The following is a 21,500-nucleotide window of genomic DNA, read 5'->3' as shown; positions in this document are numbered from 1 at the left end:
ACAACGAGAATGTCGCCCAGATCACAACCGCGACAAGGGGTCCTGACCCTACTCGACGGGGATACACCCGCGGGGAGGGGCCGTTGCCTGCCCGATCGGACAGGTTCAGTCGCTCACGCGCTCGATCTCGCCGCCGAGGCTGCGCAGGATTTCCACGAAATGCGGGTAGCCACGGTCGATGTGCTCGACGTCGTGTACCTCGGTCACCCCGTCGGCGACGAGCCCGGCCAGGACCAGCCCGGCGCCGGCGCGGATGTCCGAACACCACACCGGAGCACTCGAGAGTCGTTCGATGCCGCGGATGACCGCATGGTGACCGTCGGTCCGCGCATCAGCACCGAGGCGCACCATCTCCTCGACGAACCGGAACCGAGCCTCGAAGACGTTCTCGGTGATGACCGACATGCCCTCGGAGATCGCGGCAAGACCGATCGCCATCGGTTGCAGGTCGGTGGGAAAACCCGGGAACGGCAGCGTGGACACGTTGACCGCTGTCGGACGGCGGTCGTGCCGGACCCGGAAGCCGTCGTCGAAGGTGTCGACGACGGCACCGGCGTCGACGAGCTTGTTCAGGACCAGCTGGAGATGCGCTGGTTTCACGCCACGTACCGTCACGTCGCCGCGGGTCATCGCGGCCGCGATCCCCCAGGTGGCGCCGACGATACGGTCGCCGACCACTCGATGTGTGGTCGGATGCAGCCGTTCCACCCCCACCACGGTCAGTGTCGACGTCCCGGCGCCCTCGATCTGCGCACCCATCTGCTGCAGCATCTCGCACAGATCGACGATCTCCGGCTCGCGCGCGGCATTGTCGATCGTCGTCTGCCCCTCGGCGAGCACCGCGGCCATCAGGATGTTCTCGGTCGCGCCGACCGACGGGAACTCGAGTGCGATCGGTGCGCCGATCAGCGCATCGGCCTCGGCAACCACACAACCGTGCTCGATCGAACTGGTCGCACCCAGTGCGCGCAAGCCGGCCTGGTGCATGTCGAGCGGCCGCGATCCGATCGCGTCCCCGCCCGGAAGTGCCACCACGGCCCGATGGCAGCGAGCCATCAGCGGACCGAGCACGCACACCGACGCGCGGAACTGGCGAACCGCCGCGAAATCGGCGTGGTATTTGGGTTCGGCCGGCGCGGTGATCGTGACCGTGTCGCCGTTCTGCTCGACGACGGCCCCGAGGCCGCGCAACACGTCGGCCATCAACGGCACATCGGCGATCTCCGGCGCATTGGTCAGCGTCGTCGTCCCTTCGGCGAGCAAGGCGGCGGCCATGAGTTTGAGAACGCTGTTCTTGGCGCCGCCCACCGACACCTCGCCCGACAGACGTGCCCCGCCCGACACCAGAAACCGATCGCTCACGAGTGCCACCTTAACCGCCCCCGTCCGACGTCCCACCGACGCAGTACATTCAACGCATGGCGGTACACCTGACGAGGATCTACACCCGGACCGGCGATGACGGTTCCACCGGACTCAGTGACTTCTCCCGTGTGCCGAAGACGGACCCGCGCGTCGTCGCCTACGCCGACTGCGACGAGGCGAACGCGGTCATCGGTGTGGCCCTCGCCCTGGGCGAGGACGTTCCCGAGGAGATCCGCGTCGTACTGCGCACCGTCCAGAACGACCTGTTCGACGCCGGGGCGGACCTCTCCACGCCGGTCATCGAGGACCCCGAGTACCCGCCGCTGCGGATCGCCCAGGATTACATCGATGCGCTCGAGACGTGGTGCGACCGGTTCGGGGCCGACCTTCCCGCGCTGGACTCGTTCATCCTGCCGGGCGGGACACCGCTGGCCGCTCTTCTCCACCAGGCGCGCACGGTCGTCCGCCGAGCCGAACGGTCGGCGTGGGCAGCCGTGGACGCACACCCGGACAACACCAGCGTGTTGCCGGCGAAATACCTCAACCGGCTGTCCGACCTGCTGTTCATCCTCTCGCGGGTGGCGAATCGCACCGCGCAGGGTTCGCCTGGCGACGTGAAGTGGGTGCCCGGCGGCAACCGAGAACGCCCCGCTCGCTGAACGGCGGCGTCTACGCGCTCTTGCGGCGCTGAGACCGCGAGGACTGACGCGACTCCAGCCACGACTGGAAGGCCGTGACCGCGCCCGGTCCCATGGCGAGTTCGTAATCGTTGTCCGGTTGGCCCGCGGTCTGCACCTGGAGGATCAGCATCCCGTCGAGGATCTCCGCCTCGGTCCCCTCGGGCCCACGACGCCCCGAGATCTCCAGACCCTGACGTGCGAACGTCACCGACGGACCCGGCCGCAGCGACGTGAGGCGGTAGTAGCGCAGCGAGTTGTCGCTGTAGTGAACGGTCCCGTGCCGCCACCCCTCGTCCACCGCCGCCGGAACCGACCGGAGCAGCACCGGGGTGCCTGCCCTGCGCAGCTGAACCAGGCGCGTCGCGAGCAGGACACAGACGACGACCGCAACAGCCAGCAGCACAATGAGCAACACGACCGGCAGCGACATCACCTACTCCTTTGGGCAGTCACCACGGATACGCGAAGGCGTCGAACCCGGTGGGGCTCAAGACGACGACGTGGGCTGCGTAAACCTGGGACGGGGCTGTGCCACAAGCATGCCAGACCATGCACGCGTGACGCGAACGACCTCGGCCGGTCATCGGTGACATCCCGATGACCGGCCGAGGTCGTGTGCATGAACTCACCGCTCGCGCGGCGTGAGCTACTTCGAAAGGTGTTGTGCCGCAGTCAGACGCGCGTGAGCACGGTGGTACTCGGGGGAATCCGGCTCGGCTTCGTCGAGCGCGGTCTTCTCCGCGTTGAGATCGACGTCGTCGGCCCAGTCGGCCGATTCCGCCAGCACCGTGACGGCCTCGCCGGTGACGGAGAGGAACCCGCCCTCGACTGCTGCCGCACGACGCTTGCCACCCTCCTCGACGATGACCACGAAGCCGCCCGGGACGAGCTGTCCCAGAAGCGGTTCGTGGTTGGCCAGGACACCCAGCTCGCCGACGGTCGTCTGCGCGATCAGGAACGTGGCCTCACCCGAGTACAAGCTCTGATCCGCGGAGACAACCTCCACGTGGAAGGACTTCTCAGCCATGGCGAACCGCTACTTTCCGCTGATCTTGGCGGCGGCGGCCTCCACGTCGTCGAGTCCACCGCAGCTGTTGAACGCCTGCTCGGGCAGGTGATCGAACTCGCCCTTGGCGACACGATCGAAGGCCTCGATGGTGTCGGCGAGCGGGACGACCGAGCCCTTCTGGCCGGTGAACTTCTCGGCGACGAGGAAGTTCTGGCCGAGGAACTTCTGGATACGGCGCGCACGCTGCACCGTGACCTTGTCCTCTTCGGAGAGCTCGTCCATACCGAGGATGGCGATGATGTCCTGCAGCTCCTTGTACTTCTGCAGGATGCGCTTGACCTCGTTGGCGACGCGGAAGTGCTCGTCGCCCACGATCGAGGCCTCGAGGATTCGCGAGGTCGACGTCAGCGGATCCACGGCCGGGTAGATACCCAGCTGCGAGATCGGACGCGAGAGCTCGGTGGTCGCATCGAGGTGCGCGAACGTGGTGGCCGGCGCCGGGTCGGTGTAGTCGTCGGCGGGGACGTAGATCGCCTGCAGCGAGGTGATCGAGCGACCCTTGGTCGAGGTGATGCGCTCCTGGAGCTCGCCCATCTCATCGGCCAGGGTCGGCTGGTAACCCACCGCGGACGGCATACGGCCGAGGAGGGTCGAGACCTCCGAGCCGGCCTGCGTGAAGCGGAAGATGTTGTCGATGAACAGCAGCACGTCCTGGTGCTTCACATCGCGGAAGTATTCCGCCATGGTCAGCGCCGACAGAGCCACGCGCATACGAGTGCCCGGCGGCTCATCCATCTGACCGAACACCAAGGCGGTGTCCTGGAGAACGCCCATCTCCTCCATCTCGAGGTGGAGGTCGGTGCCCTCACGGGTGCGCTCGCCGACGCCGGCGAACACCGACGTACCGGAGAACTCACGCGCGATACGGGTGATCATCTCCTGGATGAGGACGGTCTTGCCGACGCCCGCACCACCGAACAGACCGATCTTGCCGCCCTTGACGTACGGGGTCAGCAGGTCGATGACCTTGATACCGGTCTCGAGGATCTCGGTCTTGCCCTCGAGCTCGTCGAAGGCCGGGGGCTTGCGGTGGATGCTCCACTGCTCGCCGTCGCGACCGAGACCCGGGCTGTCGAGGCAGTCGCCGAGCGCGTTGAAGACGTGACCCTTGACCACGTCGCCGACCGGCACGACGATCGACTTGCCGGTGTCGGACACGGAGGCACCGCGCACCAGACCATCGGTCGGCTGCATCGAGATGGTGCGCACCAGGTTGTCACCGAGGTGCTGAGCGACCTCGAGCGTCAGGGTCTTCGCCACCGAGGGAAGGGCGACCTCGGCGTGCAGGGCGTTGAACAGCTCAGGGATCGAGCCCCGCGGGAACTCGACGTCGACCACGGGGCCGATGATGCGGACGACCCGCCCGTCGGCGGAACCCGCCGACTGCGCGGAGGGGGTTTCTACTGCTGCGGTCATGGTGCTTGGGTCACTTCCTCTTTATCGAAGTATGGGTCTCGTCGGGCCGGTGTCGATGGCAGCGCGGGCTAGTTGGCCAGTGCGCTCGAGCCGCCGACGATCTCGCTGATTTCCTGGGTGATCTGGGCCTGGCGGAGCTGGTTCGCCTCGCGTGACAGCGACTTGGACAGTTCCTCGGCGTTGTCGGTCGCGGCCTTCATCGCGGTACGGCGTGCCGCCGATTCCGATGCCGACGAGTCCAGCAGCGCCGCGTAGACCCGCGTCGCCACGTACTTCGGCAGCAGCGCGTCGAGCAGCGCCTCCGCACCCGGCTCGAAGGTGTAGTTGCGCGATGCGGTGTCGTCGGACGAGTCATCGTCTTCGGAGACGACCAGCGGGGCGACCCGCCGGACCTCGGGCACCTGGGCGAGCATCGACTGGAACCGGGTGTAGACCAGGTGCAGTTCGTCGACACCCTCGAGGGTGCCGTCGCCGCCCGGGCGCTCGACCTCGGTCCCCGAACCGGCCTGGAAGAGGTCCACGAGGAAGCTCGTCGCAGTCGCGGCGTCGGAGTACTGCGGCGACTCGGAGAAGCCCGTCCAGGAATCCGAGACCTCGAGGCCGCGGAAGCTGAAGAAGCCCACGCCCTTCCGGCCCATGACGAACAGCACCGCTTCTTTGCCCTCGTCGCGCAGGAGCGCGATGAGTTCGCGGGTCGCCTTCAGCACGTTGGCGTTGTAACCGCCGCACATGCCTCGGTCACTGGTCACGACCAGGATCGCCGCGCGCTTGGGATTCTCCCGCTCGTTGAGCAGCGGGTTGTCCAGTGATCCCGAGTTGCTCGCGAGCTCGGAGAGCACCGCGGTCATCTCCTGCGAGTACGGCTTGGCCGCGGCCACCCGTCCCTGCGCCTTGGTGATGCGCGAGGTCGCGATCAGCTCCTGCGCCTTGGTGATCTTCTTGGTCGACTGGACCGACCGGATGCGTGAGCGCAGCTCACGAATGCTGGCCATGAGCCCTCACCCCTTCCTTATCGCAATGTCCGTTGACGTCGAGATCACTTGCGGATCTTGATCTCTTCGTTCTCGACGTTGTCGGCATCCATCGCCTCGGCCTCGGCCTCGTTGACGACGCGTCGTCCGTCATGGGTGAGGTAGCCGTTCTTGAACTTGTTGGTCTCGGCGACGAGGGCCTCGGCCTGGTCGTCGGCGAGTGCCTTGCCGCCGGCGATCGAGTCGTAGACACCCTTGGCGTTGTGGTGGAGGTGGCTCAGCAGCTGGGTCTCGAAGTTGCGCACGTCGTCGACCGGGACCGAGTCGTAGTGGCCTTCACCGCAGAGGTAGATCGACACGATCTGATCCTCGACCGAGAACGGGCTGTACTGGTCCTGCTTCAGCATCTCGACCCAGCGCGCACCGCGCTCGAGCTGCGCCTTCGACGCATCGTCGAGGTCGGAGGCGAAGGCCGAGAAGGCCTCCAGCTCGCGGAACTGGGCCAGCTCCAGACGCAGCGAGCCCGACACCTTCTTGAGGCCCTTGGTCTGTGCGGCACCACCGACGCGCGACACCGAGGTACCGACGTTGATGGCGGGACGGACGCCCTTGTTGAAGAGGTCCGACTCCAGGAAGACCTGACCGTCGGTGATCGAGATGACGTTGGTCGGGATGAACGCCGAGACGTCGTTGGCCTTGGTCTCGATGATCGGCAGGCCGGTCATCGAACCGCCGCCGAGCTCGTCGGACAGCTTGGCGCAACGCTCCAGCAGACGCGAGTGCAAGTAGAAGACGTCACCGGGGTATGCCTCGCGGCCCGGCGGGCGACGCAGCAGCAGCGAGATCGCGCGGTAGGCCTCGGCCTGCTTGGTCAGGTCGTCGAACACGATGAGGACGTGCTTGCCCTGGTACATCCAGTGCTGACCGATGGCCGAACCGGTGTACGGGGCGAGCCACTTGAAGCCGGCCGAGTCGGAGGCGGGGGCCGCGACGATGGTGGTGTACTCCATCGCGCCGGCCTCTTCGAGTGCCGACTTGACGCCCGCGATGGTCGAACCCTTCTGACCGATCGCCACGTAGATGCAGCGGACCTGCTTGGTCGGGTCGCCGGTCTCCCAGTTGGCCTTCTGGTTCAGGATCGCGTCGATGCAGACCGCGGTCTTGCCGGTCTTGCGGTCGCCGATGACCAGCTGGCGCTGGCCACGGCCGATGGCGGTCATGGCGTCGATGGCCTTGATGCCGGTGGCGAGGGACTCCTCGACCGGCTGGCGCTCGAGCACCGAGGCGGCCTGCAGCTCGAGGACGCGCTGCTCCTCGGCCTCGATGTCGCCCTGGCCGTCGATCGGGGCGCCTAGCGGGTTGACGACGCGTCCGAGGAACGCGTCACCGACGGGCACCGAGAGCACGTCGCCGGTGCGGCTGACCTGCTGGCCCTCTTCCAGCGACTCGTAGTCACCCAGGATGACGGCGCCGATCTCGTCTTCGTCGAGGTTCAGCGCGACGCCGAGGACGCCGCCGGGGAACTCGAGGAGCTCGTTGGCCATCGCGCTCGGGAGGCCGCCGACGTGAGCGATGCCGTCCGAGGTATCGGTGATCACGCCGACCTCGTCACGCGACGCTTCGGCTTCGAACGACGAGACGTACTGCTCGATCGCTCCCTTAATCTCGTCTGGTGAGATCGTCAACTCCGCCATGGGTTCTCGTCTTTCCTTGTGGGCTCTGAGGCTCTGAGGCTCTGTGGTGTTCGGGTGTTCGTGGTGCTGGTCGTCAGCGCGGGAGCGTTTCCGCGGCCTTGGCCAGGCGTGTCGCGACATCGGCGTCGATGACCTCGTCGCCGACGCTGATCCGGAGTCCGCCGAGCAGTTCCGGTGCGACCTCGGTCTGCACCGAGATGGTCCGTCCGTAGATTCCGCCGAGCACGCTCGACAGACGATCGATCTGGGCGTCCGACAGTTCGGAGGCGGACACCACGTGGGCGACCGACTCGCCGCGGCGCGCGGCGGCCAGCTCGGCGAGCTGGTCGATGGCGACGTCGGCTGCCTGACCCTGCAGCAGCCGGATGGTCGACGACAGCAGCGTCCAGGTGTGCGTGTGGACCTTCTCGCCCACCAGCTTCTGCAGCAGATCGACCCGCTTGTCGGCATCCTTGCCGTGCTCCGACAGCAGCGAGGCGAGCTGCGGATTGGCTTCGAGGACGCGGCTCACGCGGAACAGTTCGTCCTCGACCTGCTCGATGACCCCGTCGCGTTCGGCGGCGGTCAGCACGATCAGCGAGTTCTGCCGGCGCAGACCGATCACATAGTCACTCGACGACGACCACCGATGGCTCGACGCGGTCGCGAGGACCTCGACCACGACCGGAGCGACCTTGCCGTCGAACAGGTTGTGGACCAGGGCCTTCTTGCCCTCGGGGTTCTCGTCGTCCTCGACGAGCCGCTTGCGCAGCACCGGGTTGTCGTTGAGGAAGTTGATGGCCGCGGTGAGGTCGCCTGACGCCGCTGCGAGCGCCGATCCGTCGAGATCGCTTGCCGCGGAGTCGAACTGCTCGGACACCGCGAGGGCGGCGTCACGACTCGCCGCACGCATGGCGTGCAGGCCGACGAGCTGCGCGCTCGAGGCGACCGAACTCGCCGAACCCGAGGACATCTGCTCGAGCTCGTCGATGACCCGGTCGACGCTGGCCGCCTGGGCCGAGTCGTCGGCGAGGTGGTTACGGACGATCTCGCCCGCCTTGTCGACCGCGGTGAGACCGAGGTCGGTGCGCAGCTGTCGCACGAGGTTGGCCCGCACCAGCGCGACCTGATTGCGGCCGTGCTCGGAGATGCGCTTGACCTCGTGGTCGGCCTGGGCGCGGATATCGGAGGTGATCGCCTCGGCATCAGCCTCGGCGTCCTTCTTCATCTGCTCGGCCTCGGCACGGGCCTCGGCCACGGCCTTCTCGCGTGCCTTCTTGCCGTCGGCGACACGTTTGGCAGCGGCCTCGCTGTCGGCGAGTTGCTGGCGCACGGTCTCCTGTCGATCGCGCATCATCTTCTGCACGGGCGGGCGGACGTACTTCCAGAGCAGGAAGAGGATGACCGCGAAGCCGAAGAGCTGAGCGATGAAGATCGCAGGGTCGAACGCAGCACCGATGTCGTGCAGCCAGGTGCCGATGGGCCCCTGGCCGGATTCGGTCTCAGTGTTGGCAGCCATGGTCAGTTCACCGCTCCGCTCGTCGATCGGGTTTCGGAAAGAGAGGCCGAGTCGACACCGAGCACACGCGCCGCGAGGGTCTTGGCGAGTGCGTCCACATCAGCTGCAGCCGTCGAGGCGGCCTGCTCACCCTGCGTCGACAGCTCGGAGCTGGTCGATTGCAGGGCGGCGTCGGCCTCGGCGGACGCTGCTTGCTTCATCTCGTTCAGCTGTTCACGGCCCTGGGCGCGAGCTTCGTCGCGCTTGGCGGTGGCCTCACCGCGCGCCTCCTTGAGGAGCGAACGGAACTGAACGTCCGCATCCTCGAATTCGGCGGCGGCAGTCCGATTGTCCTCCGCGGTGCGGTGGATCATCTCGTCCCGCTCCTCGAGGACCTGCTGAATCGGCGGAACCACGAACTTGCGGATGACCAGCAGCAAAATCACGAAGATGAGCAGGACAACGAAGAACGTTCCATTCGGAAGCAGGAAGTTCTCTGCAGCAAGCGTCATTGTGGTGAGGTGTCGTTTCTACTCGGCGACAAAAGGGAGAGCGACGATCAGCCGGCGCTGATCGGGGTGGCGAACACGAAGAGCGCCATGAAGGCCAGGTTGATGAAGTAGGCCGCCTCGACCAGACCGACGGTGATGAAGAACGGGGTGAACAGGCGACCCTGTGCCTCCGGCTGACGGGCGATACCGGCGATCAGCTGGCTACCGGCGAGACCGTTACCGATACCGGCACCGACGGCGCCACCGGCCATGATCAGGCCGCCACCGATGAGTGCGCCGAGGCCAATCATTGGATCCATTGTGATATTTCCCTTTCGGTTGCTGACATCTGGTGTGTCAGGTCTGTGTTTGCGTCGACAGGTGCCGGCGCAGGTCGTGATGTTCGGTTGTGTACGCGGCCGGTCGGCGCACCGCGCGTGATGCCCGTGGCCGGGCGATCAGTGGTCTTCGGTCTCCATCGACTGCGAGAAGTACAGGATCGTCAGCAGCGCGAAGATGAAGGCCTGGATGAGGCCGACGAACAGCTCGAACGACTTCCAGATCGCGTTCGGCGCCCACATGATGTAGGGCGGGAAGAGAGCGATCAGTGCGACCATCATGCTGCCGGCGAACACGTTGCCGAAGAGTCGCAGCGACAGCGAGATCGGCTTGGTGAACTCCTCGATGACGTTGATCGGTGCGAGGAATGCCACGTGGCCCTTGATGATCCGCTTGGGGTGACCCAGGAGGCCGCGGGCCCGGAAGCCGGCGATCTGGTACCAGACGAACACGAACACGGCGAGGGCGTAGGCGAAGTTCACGTCCGCGGCCGGCGGCTTGAGGATCTCGTGGTGGCCGACCTGGACCGGCAGGATCGACAGCCAGTTGGAGATCAGGATGAAGGTGAACAGCGAGACGGCGAGCGGCAGGACGTACGGGGCGATCTTCATGCCGATGGCACTCTCGACCTGGCCGCGCATCTGGATGGTGATGGCCTCCCAGAACAGCTGCACACCCGACGGCACACCGGTCGAGGTGACCTTCGACTTCAGGTAGAAGGCCAACGCGAGCAAGATCGCCGCGGCCAGCGCCGTCGCGATGATGGTCTCCAGGTTGAAGGTCAGTCCGAACAGCTCGAACTTGGTGTAATGACCCACCTGGATGGCTGGTTCGCCATCCTCTGCGGCAAGGTTGAAGGCGGTCGTCATGGTTGGCTACGAAGTCCTTTCATCACCGGAATGACCGTGTTCAGCACCAAGACCACTTGGCCGATGGCGAGTCCGAACATTGCGCCCAACCCGTCGGGTTGGACCAGGAAGGCCGCCAGCAACGCGAGCGCCGTGATGGCGCCGAGCCGCATGGCGGAGTTGAGAGCAAGTGCGGTCTTGCGCGGGTTCTCGTCGGCGACCACGACGTCGACGGCGCGGCGGACGAGGATCGCGTTGACGAAGATCCCGGCGACACCGAGAAGGAAGAACACCGCGAACAAGGGGTGCCCGACGGCGAGCGAGACGGCCGCGACGACCACGATGAACCCGGCCGCGATGAGTGCGGGGCGGCGGAGTCCGGTCGGCGCCTGCGGATAGACGGGGGCCGAATCAGGGGCAGATGCGGTCATGTCCCTCCTCAGCTCTCCTACTCCATACCGACGGCACGGGGCACCCGCGTACGTGCAGCAGCGCATGGCCGCTGGGCGTCAGCTCGCGTGTGATGTGACCCTACCAACACTCGTCCGGGTGTCTCACCGGGGGGTATTCGTCGCAAGAGACGGAACCGGGGCTTTGTGTCCGGGACAGTGCTCTCGCCGACTACTACGGCCGATAGTACACGAGTTTTTACGGTTTCCTTACCTAAGGGTTCGGTCCATCGGTTCAGCGGTATGCCCTGGTCGCGGTTCGCAGTTCGGCGAACCGTCGGTGCAGCCTCGGCGCCATCGTCACCAGCATCGCGACCACCAGTCCGGCGCCGAAGGCGGGCGCCACGACCGAGAGCGGGAACAGCGTGCTCGCCGCGGCGGAGAAGGCCAGGACCCCCACCCACAGATAGATGATGAGCGCCACCCGACGCTGCGAATGACCGAGCTCGAGCAGTCGATGATGCAGGTGCATCTTGTCCGGGGTGTAGAAACCCACTCCCGCGCGGGTACGCCGGATGACGGCGAGGAGCATGTCGAGCATCGGGATGAACACCACGGCCGCCACCAGGATGAGCGGTGACAGCAACGTGAAGATGTCGGCCGGCCCGTATGCGTTGACGGCGATCCGTCCCGACGCGCTCGTCGAGGCAGCGGCGAGGAGCAGACCGATCAACATCGCCCCCGAATCACCCATGAAGATCCGGGCCGGGGAGAAGTTGTGCGGGAGGAATCCCAGGCACGCCCCCGCCAGTGCCACCGAGATGAGCGCCGGCGGGTAATAACTGACGTCGCCCCCCTGGTCGCGCAGCAGGCCGAGCGAGAACATGCAGATCGCCGCCGCGGCGATGAGCCCGAGTCCGGCGGCGAGCCCGTCGAGGCCGTCGACGAAGTTGATCGCGTTGATGGTCGCCACGGTGATCGCCACGGTCAGCAGGCCCGCCTGCAACGGGTCGAGCACCAGGGTCCCGATCTCGGCGAAGGGGATGTAGAGCTGCAGCCAGCTGATGCCCAGGAGCACGAGCACGCCGGCGGCGGTCAGTTGTCCGACGAATTTCGTCAGCGCATCGAGACCCCATCGGTCGTCGACGACACCCACCAGGACGATCACCGTGCCGGCGGCGATCACCGCGGTCATGTCGGTGGTGTAGGCGAACCCGCGGTTGAGTGCGGGCAGGTTGGCCGCCAGTGCGATGCCCGCGACGACCCCGCCGAACATCCCGAGCCCACCGAGTCGTGGCGTGGGTATCACGTGGACGTCGCGCACCCGGGGCACCGCGACCGCACCGGCGCGGATCGCGAAGACCCGCACCGCTGACGTCAACAGATAGGTCATCGCGGCAGCGGTGAGTCCCACGAGGAGCAGCTCGCGCAGCGGGACACCGGTCCCTCCCCCGTCCGAGGCCGCGGCGAGCAGCACCGGACCGGCACCGGTCATCGGATCACCACCGGCGCCCCGCGATCAGAGGACTCGAGCACGCCGACCACGCTACCCGCATGCCGTATCCGCGATCTCGCGACGGATCCGATCGTGTGTCTCACGATCCGGGGTCGACATCGCGGCGACCATCGCGTCGGCGACAGCGGGAATCGAGTCGGTACCGAGCCCTCGGACAGTGGCAACCGGGGTGCCGATCCGGATCGCCGAACCCACGGTGACCGGCCGAGGGTCGAACGGGAGCACGGCTTTGTCGACGACGATGCCCGCCGCGGCGAGGCGATACTGCGCCTCGACTCCCGTCACCCCGAAACCGGTCACGTCGATGACGGCGAAGTGGAGGTCGGTGCCCCCGGACACCACCCGGCCACCCCGCGCGGCCAGTGCCGCGGCCAGGTCCCGGGCGTTGTCGACGGTCCGACGCACGTGTCCGGCGAACTCCGCGGTGCCCGACTCGACGAGGGCCACCGCCTTGGCCGCGATCGAGTTCATCGCCGGGCCGCCCTGGACGAAGGGGAAGACGGCCTTGCGCAGAGCTTCTCGATGCTCACCACGGGCGAGGACGACGCCGCCCCGCGGCCCGCGGATCACCTTGTTGGTCGACAGGGTGACGATGTCCGCGTGCGGAACCGGCGAGGGCTGCAGGCCCGCGGCGACATGACCGGCGAGATGCGCGGCGTCGACCCACAGGATGCACTCGGCCTCGTCGGCGATCGCACGCAACCGTTCGAAATCGAAGGTCCGTGCGTACGCCGCGGCTCCGGCCACGAGAATCCGGGGCCGGTGCACCAGGGCCAGATCCCGGATGCGGTCGTAGTCGAGGAGTTCGTCCTCGCGTCCCACCTCGTAGTGCAGGGGCGAGAACCAGCGCCCGGAGAAGTTCGCGCGCGAGCCGTGGGTCTGGTGGCCGCCGTGTTCGAGCTTGAGGGCGAGAACCGGGTCGCCCGGCTGCGCGAAGGCCGCATAGACCGCGAGATTGGCCGCGCTCCCCGACAACGGCTGCACATTGACGTACTCGGCACCGAACAGGTCCCGGGCGCGGGCGATCGCGAGCTCTTCGAGTTCGTCGGCCACCTCGCACCCGCCGTGGAAACGGGAGCCCGGGTACCCCTCGGCGTACTTGGCGTCGAAGACCGACGCCATCGCGGCACGAACACCGGCGGTCGGTTCGGTCTCGCTCGCGAGGAGTTGCAACTCCGATCCGCGCCGTCGTGACTCGCGGGCGATCAGGGCATCGACCACGGGGTCCCCGGTCGCGAGGTCACCGGACCCCGACCCACCCGCGCCGGACTGCCCGGGGACCGGGCTCATCGCTCAGGGAGGAGCGAACTCGGGTCCACGTCGAGGACCTCGGCGACCGCAGCCGTGGACACCGCGCCCTCACGGAGGACGCGGGGTGACACCCCGGAGAGGTCGACGATGGTGGATGCCTGCGCCGCCGGCGCCGGCCCGCCGTCGAGGTAGACCGACACCTCGTCACCGAGCTGCTCGCGCGCCTCGTCGGCCGTCGTCGCCGGGGGTTGTCCGGACACATTGGCACTCGAGACCGCCATCGGTCCCACCTCCCGCAGCACGTCGATCGCCACCGGGTGCAGCGGCATCCGCAGCATGACGGTGCCGTCGGTGTCGCCGAGATCCCATGCCAGTGAAGGAGCCTGTCGGACAACGAGACTCAGGCCACCCGGCCAAAAGGACTCGATGAGGTCGCGCGCCGGTTGGGGCACCGAGAGAACGAGTCCGTCGATCGCGTTCCACGACCCCACCAATACGGGCACCGGCATGTCGCGTCCGCGGTGTTTGGCGGCCAGCAACGCGCCGACGGCATCGGAATCGAAGGCGTCGCAACCGACTCCGTAGAGCGTGTCGGTGGGCATGACGACAAGGCGTCCGGCCTTCGCAGCCCCGACGGCCGCCCGGATCCCCGACGAGCGGTTCTGCGGATCGTTGCAGTCGAAAACAATGCTCACCCGAATATCCTCGCACGGCCCGCCCGCGAGACGGGCGCCCCGTCAGCCTCGTGTCCGTCGTGCCGTGACGAACCTCGGCCGCCCGGCGAGGTCTCGCCGCGGGGTCACGTCCTCGAAGGAACCGCTCGCGCGCAGGCATTCGGTCACCGGCGCCGCGGTCGTGTCGTCGTGCTCGATGCCCACCAACCCGCCGGGTTCCAGCATCTCGGCGATGACGGGCACCATGGGCACGATCACCGACATGCCGTCCGCTCCCCCGAACACCGCGCGGGCGGGGTCGTGTGCGACCTCGGGTCCGACCTCGGCGTCGAGCGGTACATACGGTGGGTTGGCGACCACGAGAGAAACGCTCGCAGACCCCACGAGCCCCGCCATCAGGGTGGCGTCCGTGACGTCGGCGTCGGCGACCTCGACGCGCGATCCCGGTGCGCATCGAGCGTCGGCCGCGTTCCGGCGCAACCACTGCAACGCGGCGCCGTCGGCCTCGACGGCCAGCACCCGGGTCTCGGGGACCATCGTCGCGATCGCGATGGCCAGTGCCCCGCTGCCACTGCACAGGTCGGTGACGACGTGTGGTCCCGGCGACGAACCGAGATGACCGACGGCCCATTCCAGGAGATATTCGGTTTCGGGGCGCGGGATGAAGACTCCGGGACCGACCGCGAGGTCGACCGGGCCGAATGCAGCCGTACCCACTATGTGCTGCAACGGAATCCGCTGCGCGCGCTGCTCCACGGCGTCGCGGAAGGCACCTAGGCCGGGCTCGTCGATCCCGTCGACCATCACCAGACGACCCACATCGACGCCGAGGACGTGCGCCAGCAACCACTCGGCGTCCCGGCGTGGGGTGTCGATCCCCGACTCCGCGAGTCGTGTTGCGGCCGAGCGTAGTTCGTCGACCGGCCGGGCCGGCACCCCGGACATGGCGCCTATTCGGCTTCCATGCGGGCCTGCCGGTCCGCGGCCACGAGTGCGTCGAGCAGGTTGTCCATGTCACCGGCGAGCACGGCGTCGAGATTGCTCGCCTTGTATCCGATCCGGTGGTCGGTGATGCGGTTCTCGGGGAAGTTGTAGGTGCGGATCCGCTCCGAACGGTCGACGGTGCGGATCTGCGCCGCCCGGCCCTCGGCCGCGGCGGCGTCGGCCTCTTCTTCTGCGGCGGACTGCAGACGCGCCGCCAGCACCTGCATCGCCCGCGCCTTGTTCTGCAACTGCGACCGCTCGTTCTGGCACGTCACGACGATGCCGGTCGGCAGGTGGGTGAGGCGGACGGCCGAGTCGGTGGTGTTCACGCCCTGCCCACCCTTCCCGGAGGAGCGGTAGACGTCGACGCGGAGATCCGATTCGTCGATCACCACCTCCGCGACCTCTTCGGGTTCGGGGTAGATCAACACACCGGCGGCCGAGGTGTGGATGCGTCCCTGCGACTCGGTGACGGGCACGCGCTGGACGCGGTGCACACCGCCCTCGAACTTCAGCCGCGACCAGACACCGTCGCGCACCGTCTCCTTGGACTTGATGGAGATGGTGGCTTCCTTGTAGCCGCCGAGATCGGATTCGGTCATGCCCAGGATCTGGGCTTTCCACCCATGCCGCTCACAGTATTTGAGGTACATGCGGGCGAGATCGGAGGCGAACAGCGCGGACTCCTCGCCACCGGCCCCGGACTTGATCTCCAACACCACGTCGTCGCCGTCGTGGGGGTCGCGGGGGGCGAGCAGATCGGTGAGGGCGGCGTCGAGTTCGGCGACCGCCTCCTCGAGCGCGGGGATCTCCGCGGCGAACGACGCGTCGTCCGAGGCGAGTTCGCGGGCGGCCTCCAGGTCGTCGCGGGCCGCCTTCAGCCTCGCGTACGTCGACATCACGGGTGCGAGTTCGGCGAACCGTTTGCCCACCCGCCGGGCGGCGGTCGGGTCGTCGTGCAGCGCCGGATCCGCCAACTGGCGTTCGAGGCCGGAGTGTTCGGCCAGGATGTCGTCGATGGCCGAGGGACTCTGCGTACTCATGGAGGCGTCCTCACTTGTCGACCGGCGCTGACCCAGAACCGGATTCCGATGGTGACCAAAACACAACGACGCCCGTCCCGACTGATCGTCGGGCGGGCGTCGCAGCGTGGTCTACTTGGCGCGCTTGCCGTAGCGCTTCTCGAACCGGGCGACACGGCCACCGGTGTCGAGGATCTTCTGCTTGCCCGTGTAGAACGGGTGGCACTGCGAGCAGACCTCGACGTTGATCCGACCGTTCGCAGCGGTGCTGCGGGTCTCGAAGGTGTTGCCGCAGCCGCAGACGACGGTGGTCGTCGCGTACTCGGGGTGGATTCCCTGCTTCATGGTGGCTGTCCCTTTCTGTGGTCGCCGGGTCACCGTCGCGTGTCGATGGTGTGAACCGGAACCGGACTCGACCGCTCAGTATGCCATGTGCTGCATCACCAGCAAAAATCCCGGTCACGCGGTCGCAGATGCATCAACAGCAGACCGGACCGATGCATTCCCGCCGCTCCCGGCGAGATACGCGTCACGCCTCGGCCGTGAGGGGTGATAAGGGTTGCCTAAGTGTAGTACCGTGGCGGCGCCCGCCCGTGCAGACTCGTCGCGTGCCGGCCAGGTGAGCGCGATCCCCCCGGATCCCAGTGGTCCCCGGATCCCTGTGCTCACCGACAGCATGGATCACCGAACGTCGATCACGAAGGATGCCTCGATGTACGACGCCGCATCGGCCGGCAGCGCCCTGGCACTCGACACCGCCGCCGCCCCTGCTCCCGCTCGCCGCACCGGCAGGACCGCACGGTCGCCGTGGAACCGGCGCAATCCGTACCCGGCCACGATCCTCACCAACGAGGTGCTGTCCGGACCCGGCTCGGCCAAAGAGGTCCGGCACATCGAGATCGATCTCGGCGACAGCGGGATCACCTACGAGGTGGGCGACGGCATCGGTATCGCGCCGCTCAACGATCCGGATCTCGTCGACCTGCTACTCGATCGCCTCGGCGCCGTGGGCGACGAGATCATCGCCGATCGGAAGGCCACCTACACACTGCGCGAGGCCCTGACGCGCCGGTACGAGATCGCGACCCCGTCGAAGTACCTCGCCAAGGTGGTCGCCGACCGCACCGGGGACCCCGAACTCACCCGCCTCGTCGAGGCGGGCGACGCCCTCGCACTCGATGCGTGGCTCTCGGGGCGCGACGTCCTCGACCTGCTGAACATCGACCCGGCCCTGACGCTGACCGCCGAGGAACTCCTCGAGGAGCTCAGCCCCCTCGCCCACCGCGAGTACTCCATCTCGTCGAGCCCCCGGGTCCATGGGGGCACCGTGCACATCACGATGGCAACGGTGCGCTACACCCTGGACGGCAGGTCCCGGGGCGGGGTGTGTTCGACCCACCTCGCCGACCGCTGTGCCCCGGGTGACACCGTGAGCGTCTTCATCACACCGAACAAGAACTTCCGGCTCCCCGCCGACGACGCCCCGGCGATCATGATCGGCCCCGGCACCGGCGTCGCGCCGTTCCGCGCCTTTCTCCACGAACGCGCCGCCGCGGGCGCCACCGGAGCCAACTGGCTGTTCTTCGGCGACCAGCATCGCGCGTGCGACCACCTGTACGCGCGCGAGCTCGAACAGTTCATCACCGATGGCACCCTCGACCGCTTGGACCTCGCGTTCTCGCGCGATCAGGACCACAAGGTCTACGTGCAGGACCGGATGCGCGAACACGGCGCGGAACTGTTCTCCTGGCTCGAGGCGGGTGCGCGCGTCTATGTGTGCGGCGACGCCACGACGATGGCCGACGACGTCGACGCGGCATTGCACGAGATCATCGGCGAGTGCGGTCGGATGGGTCCGGACGCCGCGCGTGACTACGTCGACCAGCTGCGGTCGGACAACCGATACCTGCGCGACGTCTACTGACATGACCGGGTCCGCCGAGGAATACCCGCCCGCCCACAGCGATCTCGAGATATTGCTGCGCACAGCGGGTTTCGGTGATTCCTCGGTCATCGGCGACGTGGGCGGGGTGACCGCGCACCTCCCGTCGCTCGGACAGGTCGTCGGGGTGACCGTGGCGGGGCCGGTCATCATGAACGCGGTGGGCGTGCACGCGGCACCGGTTTCCGTCGGAGGTCCGATCCGCGCCGAGTCCGATCGGATCACGTTGCGGCTCAGCTCGTCCCGACTGTCCTCGACCCTCCTCAGCGATCCCGCCGCCCATGTCCCGCCCACCCTGAGGCTGTTCGACGACCGCGGGAACACATCGCACGCCACCTACCTGACCGAGAATTCCGACCGGCTCGCATTCGAGTCGCTCTCGCTCGGACACGGGCCAGCACGTCCTCGACCGTTCCCGGTCGGACCGGGAATCCCCGAAGACACCGCGCCGCCACACCACCACGACGACCAGATCGCGCAACTCGATTCGATTCTCGCCGACGGCGGTTCGGCGCGTCATGCCTCGCTGGCCGCGTCCGCATCCTCGCGTGCGACTCGCGTGAACACCCGTCGGGTGATCGCAGCCCTCGAGCACGCGGCCCTTCTGGGGATGACGGTGACCCTGGCCGCCACGGCGCCGGGGTGCGTGCAGATGCGCCAGGATCGGCTCGACGGCGGGCGCGAACATCGCGGTCAGATGGTGCTCGCGTCCGGGAATGCCCGGGTGATGGTGAACTTCAACCTCGTCGGCGACTGCTGGGTGACCTGGCCCCAGGGCGTGTGGGGTCCGATCGGGTCGCTCGAGATCTACAACCGGACTGCGCAGTGCTGTCTGGTGGTCACCCAGACCGGAGTCGTCGCACCCGAGGTCGTCCAGGCCTGGGACCAGCTGATGGCCGATCTGATCTCCTGATCGAGCGACAACGGAGAACGGCCCCGATCCGCGTCACCGCGGTCGGGGCCGTTCTCGTCGGCGCCGTTCTAGTCTCCGACTGGGTCAGTCGTCGTTGTTCGCGCCCGGCGCGGTCTTCTGCACCGACATCAGGAACTCGATGTTCGTCTTGGTCTTCTTGAGCTGACTGATGAGCAGGTCGATGGCCTGCTGCGAGTCGAGACCCGAGAGCAGACGACGCAGCTTGTGCACGATGGAGAACTCCTCCGGCGACAGCAGCAGCTCGTCCTTACGCGTGCTGGACAGGTTGACGTCCACTGCCGGGAAGACGCGGCGCTCGGAGATCTTGCGGTCGAGTTTGAGCTCGGCGTTACCGGTGCCCTTGAACTCTTCGAAGATCACGGTGTCACCGGTGGAGCCGGTCTCGACGAGGGCCGAGGCGATGATCGTCAGGGAGCCGCCGTTCTCGATGTTGCGAGCCGCGCCGAGGAAGCGCTTGGGCGGGTAGAGCGCGGTGGAATCGACACCGCCGGAGAGGATTCGACCCGATGCCGGCGACGCGTTGTTGTACGCACGACCCAGGCGGGTGATCGAGTCGAGCAGCACCACGACGTCTTTGCCGCTCTCGACCAGACGCTTGGCGCGCTCGATCGCGAGTTCGGACACCGACGTGTGGTCTGACGGCGGGCGGTCGAAGGTCGAGGCGATGACCTCGCCCTTCACCGAACGCTGCATGTCGGTGACCTCTTCGGGACGCTCGTCGACCAACACGACCATGAGGTGGCATTCGGGGTTGTTGGTGGCGATGGCGTTGGCGATGTCCTGCAGGATCGTCGTCTTACCGGCCTTCGGCGGCGACACGATCAGCGCACGCTGCCCCTTGCCGATCGGCATGATCAGGTCGATGACCCGCGTGTCGAGACGCTCGGGGGTCGTCTCCAGGCGCAGCCGCTGATTCGGGTAGAGCGGGGTCAGCTTGTTGAACTCGGGACGACGCTTGGCCGCCTCCACGTCCCCACCGTTGACCGTGTCGAGGCGCACCAGCGGATTGAACTTCTGACGCTGGTTCTGCTGATCCCCGTCGCGCGCGACCTTGACCGCACCGGTGATCGCGTCGCCGCGTCGGAGCCCGTTCTTGCGGACGAGGTTCATCGAGACATAGACGTCGTTCGGACCGGCGAGGTATCCGGAGGTCCGCACGAAGGCGTAGTTGTCGAGGACGTCGAGGATGCCGGCGACCGGCTGCAACACGTCGTCCTCGGAGACCTGGGGCTCGTTCGGGGTGTCGCGGTTCTGGCCACGACGACGCTCGCGGAAACGACGGCCACGGCGACGGCCGCCGCCCTCTCCGTCATCGTCACGGTTGTCGCGGTTCTGGCCCCCGTCCCGGTTCTGGCCGCCATCCCGGTTCTGGCCGCCATCCCGGTTCTGGTTGTCCCGGTTCTGGTTGTCCCGGTTCTGGCCGCCGTCGCGGTTCTGGTTGTCGCGGTTCTGACCCCCGTCGCGGTTCTGGTTGTCCCGGTTCTGGTTGCGGTTCCGGCGGGTGCGCTGCTCACCGCCGTCGGCGTCGCCGGACGACTCGGCCGCACCGTCGCGGCGCGGGCGTCGTTCGCGGCCGCCACCGGCCTCGGAATCCGACGCACCCTCCCGCTGGCCGCCGTCGCCGGGCGCGGTGTCGGCGTTCTCGGTGGTGGCCTTCTCGGCGGGAGCCCTGTCCTTGGGCGCCTCGTCCTGGGCACCGTTGTCGGGCGTCACGTTCTGGTCGGCGCTTGTCTCGGCGGTCTTGCGACCGGCGGACCTCGACGCCCGCCCGGCGCCCTTGGGCGCGTCGGCCTTCGGCGCGTCGGTGGAGGCATCCCCCGACGGGGAGTCGGCGATCGTGAGTTGGTCGTCGGTGGTCGGGGCGGCCTTCGCGGCGCTCTTGGCCCGGGTCGGGGCGCTCTTGGGAGCCGCGGCGGCGCCGCCTCCGGCCTGGCGCTCCTTGATGGCGGCGATCAGGTCGCCCTTGCGCATTCCCGAGGTGCCCTTGATGCCGAGTTCACCGGCGACCGTCCGGAGTTCGCTCAGCACCATGCCGGAAAGACCGGTGCGTGCACGTGTCTTGGTGGCCGGTTGTCCCGAATCGGGGGCGGCCGAACCCGCGGATTCCTGCTCGGCAGGTGCGGTGATCAGGTCCGTATCGGTCACGGAAGTCCTTTCGTTCCTCCCGCAGACGAAAACTGCGTGAGGTCTACGTTTCCCTGCTTCTGTGCGCTAGGGAGTCCGTCCGCGGTGGACGGTAGAGAAATATGCGGTCCCGCTGCGAGCGTGCTCGGAGAGTACCTACGCTTCGGCCCTGTCGACTCCGTCGACAGACACCCACGACCACGGCAGGTTCGACAGCCGGTGTGCTCCGGTCGGTGATGAATGAGAAGCGGCAGGACAAGCCCGCGCGGCTAGACCAGAATATGGTAACCCCGTTCGCATGATAGGGGCAACAC

The 21,500-nt window shown here is 67.5% G+C and carries 21 protein-coding genes; 3 read left to right on the top strand and 18 right to left on the bottom strand.

The window, feature by feature from the left end; all coding sequences use genetic code 11:
* Window positions 1-105: 105 nt before the first annotated feature.
* The gene (gene murA / locus MAY35_RS20880) at window positions 106-1,362 is read right to left on the bottom strand and encodes a UDP-N-acetylglucosamine 1-carboxyvinyltransferase (protein ID WP_238423203.1); all 1,257 of its coding nucleotides are present in this window, start codon (window positions 1,360-1,362) and stop codon (window positions 106-108) included.
* A 56-nt stretch (window positions 1,363-1,418) separates the two neighbouring features.
* Between murA and MAY35_RS20875 the strand changes: the two genes are divergently transcribed.
* Window positions 1,419-2,024 carry a cob(I)yrinic acid a,c-diamide adenosyltransferase gene (locus MAY35_RS20875; protein ID WP_238423202.1) on the top strand — a complete coding sequence of 202 codons (606 nt, stop codon included), beginning with the start codon at window positions 1,419-1,421 and terminating at the stop codon, window positions 2,022-2,024.
* 10 nt (window positions 2,025-2,034) lie between these two features.
* On the opposite strand, the gene MAY35_RS20870 is transcribed toward MAY35_RS20875, so the two are convergent.
* From MAY35_RS20870 to rpmE, 16 genes are all read right to left on the bottom strand, one after another.
* On the bottom strand, window positions 2,035-2,475 hold the full coding sequence (locus MAY35_RS20870) for a DUF2550 domain-containing protein (RefSeq protein ID WP_238423201.1): 441 nt from the start codon (window positions 2,473-2,475) through the stop codon (window positions 2,035-2,037).
* A gap of 216 nt (window positions 2,476-2,691) precedes the next feature.
* Window positions 2,692-3,072 (bottom strand): F0F1 ATP synthase subunit epsilon, encoded by a 381-nt coding sequence (locus MAY35_RS20865; protein ID WP_238423200.1) that lies wholly within the window; start codon window positions 3,070-3,072, stop codon window positions 2,692-2,694.
* 9 nt (window positions 3,073-3,081) lie between these two features.
* Window positions 3,082-4,530 (bottom strand): F0F1 ATP synthase subunit beta, encoded by a 1,449-nt coding sequence (gene atpD / locus MAY35_RS20860; protein WP_238423199.1) that lies wholly within the window; start codon window positions 4,528-4,530, stop codon window positions 3,082-3,084.
* Window positions 4,531-4,598: 68 nt separating this feature from the next.
* Window positions 4,599-5,522, bottom strand: a complete 924-nt coding sequence (locus MAY35_RS20855) for a F0F1 ATP synthase subunit gamma (RefSeq protein ID WP_238423198.1) — start codon at window positions 5,520-5,522, stop codon at window positions 4,599-4,601.
* A 44-nt stretch (window positions 5,523-5,566) separates the two neighbouring features.
* Complete coding sequence (atpA, locus tag MAY35_RS20850) at window positions 5,567-7,195, bottom strand: F0F1 ATP synthase subunit alpha (RefSeq protein ID WP_238423197.1); 1,629 nt, start codon at window positions 7,193-7,195, stop codon at window positions 5,567-5,569.
* 73 nt (window positions 7,196-7,268) lie between these two features.
* On the bottom strand, window positions 7,269-8,693 hold the full coding sequence (locus MAY35_RS20845) for a F0F1 ATP synthase subunit B/delta (protein WP_238423196.1): 1,425 nt from the start codon (window positions 8,691-8,693) through the stop codon (window positions 7,269-7,271).
* 2 nt (window positions 8,694-8,695) lie between these two features.
* Window positions 8,696-9,184: a F0F1 ATP synthase subunit B gene (locus MAY35_RS20840; protein WP_238423195.1), complete on the bottom strand. Its 489-nt coding sequence runs from the start codon at window positions 9,182-9,184 to the stop codon at window positions 8,696-8,698.
* A gap of 47 nt (window positions 9,185-9,231) precedes the next feature.
* Window positions 9,232-9,483, bottom strand: a complete 252-nt coding sequence (locus tag MAY35_RS20835) for a F0F1 ATP synthase subunit C (RefSeq protein ID WP_004021252.1) — start codon at window positions 9,481-9,483, stop codon at window positions 9,232-9,234.
* A gap of 138 nt (window positions 9,484-9,621) precedes the next feature.
* Window positions 9,622-10,371, bottom strand: a complete 750-nt coding sequence (gene atpB, locus MAY35_RS20830; protein ID WP_238423194.1) for a F0F1 ATP synthase subunit A — start codon at window positions 10,369-10,371, stop codon at window positions 9,622-9,624.
* On the bottom strand, window positions 10,368-10,781 hold the full coding sequence (locus tag MAY35_RS20825) for a hypothetical protein (RefSeq protein WP_238423193.1): 414 nt from the start codon (window positions 10,779-10,781) through the stop codon (window positions 10,368-10,370). Before MAY35_RS20825 ends, atpB begins: the two co-directional genes overlap by 4 nt.
* Before the next feature lie 253 nt (window positions 10,782-11,034).
* Complete coding sequence (locus MAY35_RS20820) at window positions 11,035-12,234, bottom strand: glycosyltransferase family 4 protein (protein ID WP_238423192.1); 1,200 nt, start codon at window positions 12,232-12,234, stop codon at window positions 11,035-11,037.
* A gap of 51 nt (window positions 12,235-12,285) precedes the next feature.
* A complete protein-coding gene (glyA, locus tag MAY35_RS20815) occupies window positions 12,286-13,545 on the bottom strand; it encodes a serine hydroxymethyltransferase (RefSeq protein WP_238423191.1) in 1,260 nt (419 codons plus the stop codon).
* The gene (locus tag MAY35_RS20810; protein ID WP_238423190.1) at window positions 13,542-14,201 is read right to left on the bottom strand and encodes an L-threonylcarbamoyladenylate synthase; all 660 of its coding nucleotides are present in this window, start codon (window positions 14,199-14,201) and stop codon (window positions 13,542-13,544) included. The genes glyA and MAY35_RS20810 overlap by 4 nt, the downstream gene beginning before the upstream one ends.
* Before the next feature lie 42 nt (window positions 14,202-14,243).
* Window positions 14,244-15,125 (bottom strand): peptide chain release factor N(5)-glutamine methyltransferase, encoded by an 882-nt coding sequence (gene prmC / locus MAY35_RS20805; RefSeq protein ID WP_238423189.1) that lies wholly within the window; start codon window positions 15,123-15,125, stop codon window positions 14,244-14,246.
* A 5-nt stretch (window positions 15,126-15,130) separates the two neighbouring features.
* Window positions 15,131-16,207, bottom strand: coding sequence for a peptide chain release factor 1 (gene prfA, locus MAY35_RS20800; RefSeq protein WP_238423188.1), 1,077 nt, complete (start codon window positions 16,205-16,207; stop codon window positions 15,131-15,133).
* 111 nt (window positions 16,208-16,318) lie between these two features.
* Window positions 16,319-16,531: a 50S ribosomal protein L31 gene (rpmE, locus tag MAY35_RS20795; RefSeq protein WP_010842972.1), complete on the bottom strand. Its 213-nt coding sequence runs from the start codon at window positions 16,529-16,531 to the stop codon at window positions 16,319-16,321.
* A 367-nt stretch (window positions 16,532-16,898) separates the two neighbouring features.
* Here rpmE and MAY35_RS20790 point away from each other — a divergent pair, with 367 nt between their 5' ends.
* Together MAY35_RS20790 and MAY35_RS20785 are read left to right on the top strand one after the other, a co-directional pair.
* Window positions 16,899-18,110 (top strand): sulfite reductase subunit alpha, encoded by a 1,212-nt coding sequence (locus MAY35_RS20790; RefSeq protein ID WP_238423187.1) that lies wholly within the window; start codon window positions 16,899-16,901, stop codon window positions 18,108-18,110.
* Between the two features lies 1 nt (window position 18,111).
* Window positions 18,112-19,041, top strand: coding sequence for a heme transporter (locus MAY35_RS20785; RefSeq protein ID WP_238423186.1), 930 nt, complete (start codon window positions 18,112-18,114; stop codon window positions 19,039-19,041).
* Window positions 19,042-19,125: 84 nt separating this feature from the next.
* Here MAY35_RS20785 and rho read toward each other — a convergent pair whose 3' ends face one another.
* Complete coding sequence (gene rho / locus MAY35_RS20780) at window positions 19,126-21,207, bottom strand: transcription termination factor Rho (protein WP_238423185.1); 2,082 nt, start codon at window positions 21,205-21,207, stop codon at window positions 19,126-19,128.
* Between the last annotated feature and the right edge of the window lie 293 nt (window positions 21,208-21,500).

The organism is Gordonia sp. 'Campus' (genome assembly GCF_022206305.1).
Classification (GTDB): domain Bacteria; phylum Actinomycetota; class Actinomycetes; order Mycobacteriales; family Mycobacteriaceae; genus Gordonia.
The sequence above is the reverse complement of the archived record's forward strand: the minus strand, read 5'-3'. Positions and strand labels throughout refer to the sequence as shown.